The organism is Aeromicrobium sp., assembly GCF_025965075.1.
In the GTDB taxonomy this organism is placed as follows: domain Bacteria; phylum Actinomycetota; class Actinomycetes; order Propionibacteriales; family Nocardioidaceae; genus Aeromicrobium.
The window spans coordinates 1-11,437 of the sequence record NZ_JAOPXQ010000189.1; the positions used below are offsets into that span (position 1 = coordinate 1).

9 protein-coding genes are annotated in these 11,437 nt (G+C 71.2%); 7 read left to right on the plus strand and 2 right to left on the minus strand.

The window, feature by feature from the left end; all coding sequences use genetic code 11:
• The 3 genes from JWQ91_RS11400 to pheT form a co-directional block, all read left to right on the plus strand.
• On the plus strand, window positions 1–479 hold a 479-nt coding region (locus JWQ91_RS11400; RefSeq protein ID WP_297783878.1), incomplete at its 5' end, for a HAMP domain-containing sensor histidine kinase.
• A 75-nt stretch (window positions 480–554) separates the two neighbouring features.
• Complete coding sequence (gene pheS / locus JWQ91_RS11405) at window positions 555–1,658, plus strand: phenylalanine--tRNA ligase subunit alpha (RefSeq protein ID WP_297783881.1); 1,104 nt, start codon at window positions 555–557, stop codon at window positions 1,656–1,658.
• Window positions 1,655–4,171 (plus strand): phenylalanine--tRNA ligase subunit beta, encoded by a 2,517-nt coding sequence (pheT, locus tag JWQ91_RS11410; protein WP_297783884.1) that lies wholly within the window; start codon window positions 1,655–1,657, stop codon window positions 4,169–4,171. Before pheS ends, pheT begins: the two co-directional genes overlap by 4 nt.
• Before the next feature lie 159 nt (window positions 4,172–4,330).
• On the opposite strand, the gene JWQ91_RS11415 is transcribed toward pheT, so the two are convergent.
• A complete protein-coding gene (locus tag JWQ91_RS11415; protein WP_297783887.1) occupies window positions 4,331–4,885 on the minus strand; it encodes a LemA family protein in 555 nt (184 codons plus the stop codon).
• A gap of 36 nt (window positions 4,886–4,921) precedes the next feature.
• Window positions 4,922–6,739: a DUF2207 domain-containing protein gene (locus JWQ91_RS11420; RefSeq protein WP_297783889.1), complete on the minus strand. Its 1,818-nt coding sequence runs from the start codon at window positions 6,737–6,739 to the stop codon at window positions 4,922–4,924.
• A gap of 93 nt (window positions 6,740–6,832) precedes the next feature.
• Here JWQ91_RS11420 and argG point away from each other — a divergent pair, with 93 nt between their 5' ends.
• The 4 genes from argG to argB all read left to right on the plus strand — a co-directional run.
• Window positions 6,833–8,266 carry an argininosuccinate synthase gene (argG, locus tag JWQ91_RS11425; protein ID WP_297783890.1) on the plus strand — a complete coding sequence of 478 codons (1,434 nt, stop codon included), beginning with the start codon at window positions 6,833–6,835 and terminating at the stop codon, window positions 8,264–8,266.
• Window positions 8,267–8,316: 50 nt separating this feature from the next.
• Window positions 8,317–9,363, plus strand: coding sequence for an N-acetyl-gamma-glutamyl-phosphate reductase (gene argC / locus JWQ91_RS11430; RefSeq protein ID WP_297783892.1), 1,047 nt, complete (start codon window positions 8,317–8,319; stop codon window positions 9,361–9,363).
• Entirely contained in the window at window positions 9,364–10,515 is a 1,152-nt protein-coding gene (argJ, locus tag JWQ91_RS11435) for a bifunctional glutamate N-acetyltransferase/amino-acid acetyltransferase ArgJ (protein WP_297783895.1), read from the plus strand. It abuts the gene before it with no gap.
• A partial coding sequence (gene argB, locus JWQ91_RS11440) for an acetylglutamate kinase (protein WP_297783898.1) occupies window positions 10,512–11,437 on the plus strand: 926 nt, incomplete at its 3' end. The genes argJ and argB, both read left to right, overlap by 4 nt.

Consider the following 11,437-nt stretch of genomic DNA (forward strand, 5'->3'; position numbering starts at 1 on the left):
GGCTGACGCTGCGGCGCGGGCCGGTCAAGCTCGACGAGATCGTCCGCCACGTGCTGACCAACGTGTCCGGTGGCGCCACCGACCCCTTCGAGATCAGCATCAAGGACGACCTGGACCTGATCTGGGGCGACGGCGACCGGATCACGCAGGTCGTGACCAACCTGGTCGAGAACGCGATGCGGCACGGCTTCGGCCTGCGGGAGATCGTCGTGCAGAACACGCGACACGATGACGGCACCGAGGGCGTCTCGCTGCAGGTGCACGATCATGGGCCGGGCATCCCCGAGGAGATGCGGCAGCGGGTCTTCAGCCGGTTCTGGCGCTCGGGACCCGGTGCCGGCAGCGGCCTCGGGATGTACATCGTGCGGGGCATCGTCGAGCAGCACGGCGGCGGGATCCAGATCCTCGGCGCCGAGGGCGGGGGAGCGCAGATCCGGGTCTGGTTCCCCATCAACGAGCCTGACTCGATGACCGACTGACCGGGCCCGGGCGCGACCGATAAACTCACGGGTGGGTGGTCCCACCCGTTCACCTGTGTTCTCCGGAAGGTCTGCATGTCCGCCCCCAACTCCTCGTACGACCCCGTGGAGGTCACTCCCTTGCGCTCCGACGAGGTCGAGCGCATGCGCGACGAGGCCCTCGCGGCGATCGCCGCCGCCGACTCCCTCGAGGCCCTCAAGCAGGTGCGGATCGACCACGTCGGCGACCGGTCGCCGATCGCACTCGCCAACCGTGAGATCGGTGCGCTGCAGCCCCAGGCCCGCAAGGAGGCCGGCCAGCGGGTCGGCCAGGCGCGCGGTGCGATCAACCAGGCCCTCGCAGCCAAGACCGCCGAGGTCGAGGCCGCCGAGGAGGAGCGGGCGCTCGTCACCGAGGCCGTCGACGTGACCCTGCCGTGGGACCTCACCCCGGTCGGTGCCCGGCACCCCGTCACGACGCTCTCGGAGCACATCGCGGACGTCTTCGTCGCGATGGGCTGGGAGATCGCCGAGGGCCCCGAGGTCGAGGCCGAGTGGCTCAACTTCGACGCGCTCAACCTGGGCCCGGACCACCCGGCCCGTACGATGCAGGACACCTTCTGGGTCACCCCGGAGAAGGCCGCGATGGTGCTGCGCACGCACACGTCGCCGGTCCAGGCCCGCACGATGCTGACCCGCACGCCCCCGATCTACATCGCCTGCCCCGGTCGCGTGTTCCGCACCGACGAGCTCGACGCGACCCACTCGCCGGTGTTCCACCAGGTCGAGGGACTCGCGATCGACGAGGGCCTGTCGATGGCTCACCTCAAGGGCACCCTCGACCACTTCGCCCAGGCGATCTACGGCGACGGCATGACGACACGGTTCCGCCCGTCGTACTTCCCGTTCACCGAGCCCAGCGCCGAGATGGACCTGCTCTGCTACGTGTGCCACAACGAGCCCGACGCGGTTGCCTCGTGCCGCACCTGCAAGGGCGAGGGCTGGGTCGAGTGGGGCGGCTGCGGGGTCGTCAACCCGCGCGTGCTGGTCGCGTGCGGCATCGACCCGGAGCGCTACTCCGGCTTCGCGTTCGGCATCGGCATCGACCGCACCATCACGTCCCGTTACGACATCGCCGACCTGCGCGACCTGTTCGACGGCGACATCCGTTTCACCGAGCCGTTCGGAGTCGAGCTGTGAAGGTTCCCGTCAGCTGGTTGCGTCAGTACGTCGACCTGCCCGCCGAGCTGTCCACCGTCGACCTCGCGGCCCGCCTCACGGCGTTCGACCTCAAGCTCGAGGAGATCGTCTCGTCCGGCATCAGCGGCCCGCTCGTCGTCGGCCGCGTCCTGGACCTCGTCAAGGAGGAGCAGAAGAACGGCAAGACGATCAACTGGTGCCGCGTCGACGTCGGCGCGTACAACGATCCCTCGGTCCCGGACGCCCCAGGTGAGGACGTACCGTCGCGCGGCATCATCTGCGGCGCGCACAACTTCGCCGAGGGCGATCTCGTCGTCGTGTCGCTGCCCGGGACGGTGCTGCCGGCCCTCGGGTTCGAGATCTCGGCCCGCAAGACGTACGGGCACGTGTCCGACGGCATGATCTGCTCGTCCGCCGAGCTGGGCGTCGCCGGCGACGCCAGCGGCATCATCGTGCTGGAGGCCGGCTCGGCGCAGCCAGGCGACTCCGCGATCGACCTGCTGGGCCTCGGCGAGGAGGTCCTCGACCTCGAGGTCAACCCCGACCGCGCCTACGCGCTGTCGCTGCGCGGCGTGGCCCGGGACGCGGCGATCGCCTTCGGCGTGCCGTTCCACGACCCGGCCGACCTCGACGCCGTGACCGTGGCGACCGACGGCCCCGGGGCGTACCCCGTCGTCGTCGAGGACCCCTCGGCGTCGCCGGTCTTCGCCGCCCTGACCGTCACGGGGATCGACCCGTCGCTGCCGACCCCGGCGTGGCTGGCGCAGCGCATCGAGCTCGCCGGCATGCGGTCGATCTCGCTCGCGGTCGACGTCACCAACTACGTCATGCTGGAGCTCGGCTTCCCCATCCACGGCTACGACCGCGCGCTCCTCAAGGGCCCGCTGGTCGTGCGTCGCGCGACGGCGGGGGAGAAGCTCACGACCCTCGACGGCGTCACCCGGACCCTCACCGAGGCCGACGCCCTCGTGACCGACGACCGCGGCCCAGTGGGCCTCGGCGGCGTCATGGGTGGCGAGGAGGTCGAGATGACCCCGAGCACGACCGACGTCGTGGTCGAGGCGGCGGTGTGGACCGCGCCGATGATCGCCCGGACCGCCCGCACGCAGCGGCTCAGCTCCGAGGCGGCGAAGCGCAACGAGCGGGGAGTCGACCCGACGCTGCCGGCCCGTGCGGTCCGTCGCGTCGCGGACCTGCTGGTCGAGCACGGTGGCGGCACCCTCGAGCCGGGACTGACCCTGCTCGGGACGCCTCCCGTGCCGGCGGACATCGTGCTCCAGACCGACCTGCCGGCGCGGATCACGGGCGTCGAGATCGACACCGTCACGGCGGTCGAGGCCCTCGAGGTCAACGGCTGCGAGGTCGCGGTCGACCACGACTGGCTGAGCGTCACGCCGCCGCCGTGGCGATCCGACCTCACCGATCCCTATGACGTGGTGGAGGAGGTCCTGCGCGTCGTCGGCTACGACCGGGTGCCGTCGCTGGTGCCGGTCGCACCCGCTGGCCGGGGCCTGACCTTCGCGCAGAGGCTGCGCCGCCGGGCCGGCTACGTCCTCGCCGGCGAGGGGCTCGTCGAGGTCAAGACCTTCCCGTTCGCCGGACCGGGGGACTGGGACCGGCTGGGCCTCGACGCCGCCGACGACCGTCGCCGTCAGGTGCTGCTGGAGAACCCCCTGTCGGCCGAGGAGCCCGGACTGACCACGACGCTGCTCAGCGGTCTGCTGCGGAGCCTGGTGCTCAACGTGGGCCGCGGCCATGCCGACGTCCACCTGACCGAGACCGGTCGGGTGTTCTTCCCACAGGCGGGCTCGGCGGAGGCGCCGATCTACGGCGTCGACCGTCGTCCGACGACCGAAGAGCTCGCGGCACTCGATGCAGCCCTCCCGCACCAGCCCCACCACGTCGGTGTGGTCATGAGCGGCGAGCGCATCCGGTCGGGCTGGTACGGCACCGGTCGCCGGGCGGAGTGGGGCGACGCCATCGCGGTCGTCCAGCACCTGGCCGCGGCCCTGCACGTCGAGGTCGAGGTCCAGCAGGCGCAGCTCCAGCCGTGGCACCCCGGACGATGCGCAGCGATCGTCCTGGACGGCGTGACGATCGGTCACGCCGGCGAGCTGCACCCGCAGGTGCTCAAGGCATACGGACTGCCTCCCCGCGTCGTCGCGGCCGAGGTCGATCTCGACGCGCTGATCGCGGCGGCTCCCGAGGTGGGCCCGCGGCCCGAGTTCTCCTCGTTCCCCGTCGCGAAGGAGGACCTGGCGCTCGTCGTCGATGCGTCCGTCGCGGCCGGTGAGCTCGAGCGGGCCCTGGCCACGGCCAGCCCGCTGATCGAGTCGGTGCGACTCTTCGACGTCTACACCGGCGACCAGGTGCCCGAGGGCAAGAAGTCGCTGGCGTTCGCGCTGCGGCTCCGAGCCCCGGATCGCACCCTCACCGAGGACGAGATCCGGTCCGTACGAGAGGCCGCCGTGACCGCCGCGAACGAGACCAGCGGCGCCACCCTCCGCACCTGACCGCTGACGCGTGGGTTGCGCCGCGTGACGCGTGGGTTGCGTCGCGACGCAAGCCACGCGTCAGCGGGTGCAAGCCACGCGTCAGCGGGTGCAAGCCACGCGTCAGCGGGTGCAAGCCACGCGTCAGCGGGTGCAACCCACGCGTCAGCGGGGGTGGGGTCAGAACTGGACGCTTGGGGGGGCTTCCTGGCCCGCGGGCGCGTCGTAGAACTCGCGGGCGTGGACGCCGGCGATGCTGGTGAACAGCAGCCACGGGATCGTGCGGACCAGGCTGTTGAGCTTGGCCACGGCGTCGTTGTAGTACTGGCGGGCGAACGAGATCTTGTCCTCGGTGTCGGCCAGCTCGGTCTGCAGCTGGAGGAACCCGGCGGACGCCTTCAGGTCGGGGTACGCCTCGGCGACCGCGAGGACGTCGACGATCGCCCGGTCGAGCTGCGCCTGGGCGGCGGCCTTCTCGGGCACCGTGCCGTTGTCGGCCGCGGCCTTGACGCCGGCGCGCGCCGCGGTCACGGCCTCGAAGACGCCCTTCTCGTGCTGCGCATAGCCCTTGACCGTGTTGACCAGGTTGGGGATCAGGTCGGCGCGACGGGTCAGCTGGACGTCGATGCCACCCAGCGCCTCCTGGGCGCCGATGTCGACCCGGCGGAGCCGGTTGAACGCGTAGGCGGTGAACAGCAGCAGCGCCGCGATGACGCCGATGATGATCCAGAGCATGTCTTCTCCTCGATGGTGGGGCGGGATCGTGCAGGTCTACCAGGAGCCGCCGCCACCGCCGCCGCCCCCGCCACCGCCGCTGAAGCCGCCGCCGCCACCGCCGCCACCCGAGGATGACGAGGAGGACTGGGTGGCCGCATAGGCGCTGATGGAGGACGCGAGAGTGGACTCGAACCCTGAGAGTGCGTCGTTGTTGCCGAAGATGCCACCGGTCCGGCCGGTGGTCGTTGACGCGCCGCCGCCGAACCACAGGGGCACGGGAGCCGGCGAGCCGGTCGTGAGCTCGTACTTCTTGGCCCACCGGTCGGCGCAGTCGAACGCGACGGCATAGGGGATGTACGCCGTGTAGAGCTCCGTGCGGCCGCTGAAGTCGAAGCGGTCCTGCGCCGAGGTGGTCGACAGCAGCCGCTCGAAGCCGCCGGCTCGCGACCACAGGTCGCGGCCCAGCGGGGTGCGGCGGCGACCGACGCCGCGGGTCACCAGGCCGGCGCCGCCGATCACGAACGCAGCGAGCGGAAGCAGGTAGATCGAGACCGGCGGGTGCAGGAAGATCCCGATCCCGAGGAACGCTATGGCGGCCGCGATGACCGCGACGCGCGAGAGCAGCTCGGCGTTGACGATCTGCTGCGCGCCGACCCCCGAGGCCCAGGTGCTCGTGACGTCGGGGAGCTCGGAGGTCAGCTTCTGCAGCTGCTGGCCCTCGGTCACCGCGCCCTTGCGGGCCGTGAACGAGGCGCCCTCCCGGGTCACCCCGAGCTCGGTCCCGACGTGGCGGGTGACGTCGTCCGTCGCGGCCCAGGCCTTCCCGTCGCCGAGCCCCGTCACGGTCCACGAGCCGTCGTCGTTGGCCGTGAGCCGGGTGAGCCCCTGCTCGGCCTGGTAGAGCAGCGTCGCCACGAGCGAGCGCTCCGGCACCCGCTCGTCCGCGATGTACGCCGTCTGGACCGGCCCGAGCCCCGGCGGGGGCTCGTACTGCACCGGATAGCCGGGCCGCTCCTCGCGAGCCCGGCGCTCGAGCCAGTAGCCGAGGCCCAGCATGACCAGCGACACCGCGACGACGAGCACCAGGGCCAGCAGCGAGCTGCCGAGTGCCCGGTCGGCGCCGACGGGCCACGGGACGGTGTGGCGGTCCGGGGTCGGGACGGGCAGGCCCACCCGGACCGTGACCGGCGTGTGCGGCGCGAGCGCGCCGGTCGAGAGCGTGACCCGGTCGGTGCCGGCGCCCTCGACGTCGCACGGCCCGTCGCTGTCGAAGCCTGACGTGCACTGCACCTTGCCCGACGCGGCGGGGAGGGTCAGCTCGATCTGCGTCTTCTCGATCTCCATCTGCCAGCCCTGCGGCACGACGTTCCAGTAGAAGACCGACCGCGACGACTGCTCGTCGGTCCAGCTCGACGACGACGTCCCGCTGCCGGCGTCGGTGGGGGACAGGGCGCCGTCGATCTCGTACTGGATCGTGTAGACGTGCGTGCCCGACGAGACGTACGCATCGGGGTCGCCGATCTTCGCGACGCGGTAGTGACGGCCCTCGCTCCACTGCAGGTCGTACGGCACGTCGTCGCCGTCGAGCGACACCTTGACGTTCTCGGGCTTGAGGCGGACGTGCGAGTCGGACGGATCGGCGAGGTCCCAGAACCGGAAGATGCCGTGCCGGCCGATCGGGAACTCCGTCGTCAAGGTCTCCTTGGCGACGAGCCTCCCGCTCTCGAGGACGACGAAGTCGGCGTCGTAGCTCGTGATCCGCACGGGATCGGCGCCGCCGCTGGTCTCGTCGGGGACGAGGGACGCGAGGGCCGGGACTCCCAGCAGGACCACCGTCACGATCAGCGCGAGACCGCGCAGGAGGTTCCGCATGGCTGCATCCTAGGGGTACGGAGACACGTCGCGTCGCCGTTCCCACGAGACCCCAGAATGCAAACTCTTGCATCCTTGTGCAAGAATGTGTGCATGTCCAAAGTCCTCACCAGCCTCCCGACCGGCGAACGCGTCGGCATTGCCTTCTCCGGAGGCCTCGACACCTCCGTCGCCGTCGCCTGGATGCGCGACAAGGGCGCCGTCCCTTGCACGTACACCGCCGACATCGGCCAGTACGACGAGCCGGACATCTCCGGGATCCCGGGCCGCGCGATGGAGTACGGCGCCGAGCTCGCCCGCCTGATCGACTGCAAGCGCCCCCTCGTCGACGAGGGGCTGGCCGCGCTGGCCTGCGGAGCGTTCCACATCCGCTCCGGCGGCCGGACCTACTTCAACACGACCCCGCTCGGCCGCGCCGTCACCGGCACCCTGCTCGTGCGCGCGATGCACGAGGACTCGGTCAACATCTGGGGCGACGGGTCGACCTTCAAGGGCAATGACATCGAGCGGTTCTACCGCTACGGCCTGCTCGCGAACCCCGAGCTGCTGATCTACAAGCCGTGGCTCGACGCGGCGTTCGTCGCCGAGCTCGGCGGCCGGACCGAGATGAGCCAGTGGCTCACCGAGCGCAACCTGCCCTACCGGGACAGCCAGGAGAAGGCGTACTCGACCGACGCCAACATCTGGGGCGCGACGCACGAGGCCAAGACGCTCGAGCACCTCGACACGAGCCTGGAGACCGTCGAGCCGATCATGGGGGTCAAGTTCTGGGATCCCTCGGTCGAGATCGAGACCGAGGACGTCACGGTGTCCTTCGTCGCGGGTCGCCCCGTCGCGATCAACGGGACGTCGTTCGCCGACGACCCGGTCGCGCTGGTGCACGAGGCCAACACGATCGGCGGCCGTCACGGCCTCGGCATGTCCGACCAGATCGAGAACCGGATCATCGAGGCCAAGAGCCGCGGCATCTACGAGGCACCCGGCATGGCTCTGCTCCACATCGCCTACGAGCGGCTCGTCAACGCGATCCACAACGAGGACACGATCGCCAACTTCCACCAGCACGGGCGGCGCCTGGGCCGGCTGATGTACGAGGGCCGCTGGCTCGACCCGCAGGCCATGATGCTGCGCGAGTCGGTGCAGCGCTGGATCGCGTCGGTCGTCACGGGCGACGTGACGGTGCGGCTGCGCCGCGGCGAGGACTACTCGATCCTCGACACCCAGGGGCCCACGTTCTCCTACCACCCGGAGAAGCTCTCGATGGAGCGCACCGAGAATGCCGTGTTCGGCCCGACCGACCGCATCGGCCAGCTGACGATGCGCAACCTCGACATCGCCGACTCGCGCGCGATGCTCGAGCTGTACGCCGCCCAGCCCCTCGACCAGGGCCAGGTCCTGGTCGAGAACGGCACGCTGTTCGGTGAGCTGCCCGCGGGCGGTGCGGTCCGGATCGAGGCCAACCCCGCCGCTGCCACCGACGAGGAGAATGCGCTCGACGCGGCCGCGATGGAGTTCGGCACCGACTGAGCCCGGCCTTCCCGACAACCCCTGCACGACAGATCTGCAAAGGTGGAGAGATGACCACGATCACCGTCGCCGTAGCCGGCGCGAGCGGGTATGCCGGTGGGGAGGTGCTGCGCCTGCTCCTGGCGCACCCCGATGTCGAGATCGGCGCGCTCACCGCGGCGTCGAGCGCCGGTACGCCCCTGGGCCGGCACCACCCGCACCTCGTGCCCCTGGCGGACCGCGTCCTGCAACCCACGACGACCGAGATCCTGTCGGGTCACGACGTCGTGTTCCTCGGCCTGCCGCACGGCGAGTCCGGGGCCGTCGCCGCCGAGCTCGGCGACGACGTCCTGGTGATCGACTGCGGTGCCGACTTCCGGCTCCGGTCGGCCGCCGACTGGACCGAGTTCTACGGCGGTGAGCACGCGGGCACCTGGCCGTACGGCCTGCCGGAGCTCATCGTGGGGGCCGGGCGGCAGCGCGACGCGCTCAAGGGCGTCAACCGCATCGCCGTGCCGGGCTGCAACGTCACCGCGATCACGCTGGGCATCCAGCCCGCCGTGGCCGCGGGCCTGGTCGAGTCGACGGATCTCGTCGCGGTCCTCGCCAACGGCTACTCCGGTGCGGGCAAGGCGCCCAAGGCCAACCTCATGGCGGCCGAGGGGCTCGGTGCGGCGTCGCCGTACGGCGTCGGCGGCACCCACCGGCACGTCCCGGAGATCATGCAGAACCTCCGGCTGGCCGGCGCCGACGACGTGACGATCTCGTTCACCCCGACCCTCGTGCCGATGGCGCGGGGCATCCTGGCCACCACGACGGCCCGGCTCGTCGACGGCGTCGACCTGGCCGCGGTGCGCGCGGCGTACGACGCGGTCTACGGCGACGAGACCTTCATCCACCTGCTCCCCGAGGGGCAGTGGCCGACGACCGCGGCCACGCTCGGCGCCAACACCGCCCAGATGCAGGTCGCGATCGACGCCCGGGCCAACCGGCTCGTCGTCGTCTCGGCGATCGACAACCTGGTCAAGGGCACGGCCGGCGGCGCCATCCAGTCCATGAACCTCGCCCTGGGTCTCGACGAGACCACGGGCCTCTCCACGATCGGAACGGCACCCTAGATGAGCGTCACTGCAGCCCAGGGATTCACCGCCGCGGGCGTTCCCGCCGGCCTCAAGTCGACCGGCGCGCCCGACGTCGCCGTCGTCGTCAACCAGGGACCGTCGACGGCCGCCGCCGCGGTCTTCACGAGCAACCGGTGCAAGGCCAACCCGGTGCTGTGGAGCGAGCAGGCGATCCAGGGCGGGTCCGCGGTCGCCGTCGCGATCAACTCCGGGGGCGCCAACTGCTACACCGGCACCGAGGGCTTCGCGACGACCCACCGCACCGCCGAGGCCGTCGCCGAGCACCTCGGCGTCGGCGCGGTCGAGGTCCAGGTGTGCTCGACCGGGCTGATCGGCATGCTCAACGACCGGGAGGCACTGCTGTCGGGTGTTCGCTCGGCGCTCGAGGGCCAGAGCCCCGACGGCGGGCACGCCGCCGCGACCGCGATCATGACGACCGACTCCGTCGCCAAGGAGGCCGTGGCCCAGGGCGACGGCTTCACGGTCGGCGGGATGGCCAAGGGCGCCGGCATGCTGGCGCCGGCGCTCGCGACGATGCTCGTCGTCATCACGACCGACGCCGAGGTCGACTCCGCGACCGCCGACGCCGCTCTGCGGTCCGCGACGGCCCAGACGTTCGACCGGCTCGACTCCGACGGCTGCCAGTCGACCAACGACACCGTGCTGCTCATGGCCTCCGGGGCCACGGGCACGGCCCCGGGCCCGGAGGCGTTCACCGCCGCCGTGACCGAGGTGTGCCATGACCTCGCGATGCAGCTGCTCGCCGACGCCGAGGGTGCCGACCACGAGATCGCGATCGAGGTCGTCAACGCGGCGAGCGTCGACGACGCCCTCGAGGTGGGTCGCTCGGTCGCCCGCAGCAACCTGTTCAAGTGCGCGATCTTCGGCAAGGACCCCAACTGGGGCCGGATCCTGGCCTCGGTGGGCACGACGCAGGCCGCGTTCGACCCCGCCGACCTCGACGTCGCGCTCAACGACGTGTGGGTCTGCCGCAACAGCGGGCCCGGTGAGTCGGCCGACGCGATCGACCTCGAGCCCCGGTCCGTCACCGTGACGATCGACCTCAAGTCCGGCGATGCGTCGGGCACCATCTGGACCAACGACCTGACCCAGGCGTACGTCCACGAGAACTCGGCGTACAGCTCATGACCGATGACGACCTGGCCACGTCCGACGAGTCCGCTCCCGACGAGTGGAATCCCGCCGACTGGAAGAGGGCGACCGCCAAGGCCGCCACGCTCGCGCACGCCCTGCCGTGGCTGAAGAAGTACCACGGCAAGGTCATCGTCGTGAAGTACGGCGGCAACGCCATGACCGACGACACGCTCAAGCACGCGTTCGCGGAGGACATCGTCTTCCTGCGCCTCGCCGGCTTCAAGCCCGTCGTCGTCCACGGTGGCGGACCGCAGATCAACCGGATGCTCGACCGGCTCGGCATCGAGTCGGAGTTCCGTGGTGGCCTGCGGGTCACGACCCCCGAGACGATGGACGTCGTCCGCATGGTGCTGACGGGCCAGGTCGGGCGCGAGCTCGTGGGCCTGCTCAACCAGCACGGCGACCTCGCGGTCGGGCTGTCCGGTGAGGACGGCGGGCTGTTCACGGCGCAGAAGACCATGCCGGTGATCGACGGGGTCGAGACCGACATCGGCCTGGTCGGCGAGGTCGTGGGCGTACGCCCGGAGGCCGTCCAGGACCTGATCGACGCGGGCCGCATCCCCGTCGTGTCGACCGTCGCCCCGGACGCGTCCGGCCAGGTCCACAACGTCAACGCCGACACCGCGGCCGCGGCCCTGGCCGTCGCGCTCGGCGCCGAGAAGCTCCTCGTGCTGACCGATGTCGAGGGGCTGTACGCCGACTGGCCCAACAGCTCCGACGTCATCGGCGAGATCAGCCCCGAGGCGCTGGCCGAGCTCATCCCCGGGCTCGCGACCGGCATGATCCCCAAGATGGCGGCCTGCCTCAAGGCGGTCGAGGAGGGCGTCAAGCGCGCGACCGTGATCGACGGGCGCGAGCCGCACGCCGTCCTGCTCGAGATCTTCACCGACGAGGGCGTCGGCACGCAGGTCGTGCC

What these genes read in the sequence shown, in the direction of transcription:
- pheS (WP_297783881.1), top strand. Translation starts at nt 555, where the DNA reads ATGTCCGCCCCCAACTCCTCGTACGACCCCGTGGAGGTCACTCCCTTG.
- JWQ91_RS11415 (WP_297783887.1), bottom strand. Translation starts at nt 4,885, where the DNA reads ATGCTCTGGATCATCATCGGCGTCATCGCGGCGCTGCTGCTGTTCACC.
- JWQ91_RS11420 (WP_297783889.1), bottom strand. Translation starts at nt 6,739, where the DNA reads ATGCGGAACCTCCTGCGCGGTCTCGCGCTGATCGTGACGGTGGTCCTG.
- argG (WP_297783890.1), top strand. Translation starts at nt 6,833, where the DNA reads ATGTCCAAAGTCCTCACCAGCCTCCCGACCGGCGAACGCGTCGGCATT.
- argC (WP_297783892.1), top strand. Translation starts at nt 8,317, where the DNA reads ATGACCACGATCACCGTCGCCGTAGCCGGCGCGAGCGGGTATGCCGGT.
- argJ (WP_297783895.1), top strand. Translation starts at nt 9,364, where the DNA reads ATGAGCGTCACTGCAGCCCAGGGATTCACCGCCGCGGGCGTTCCCGCC.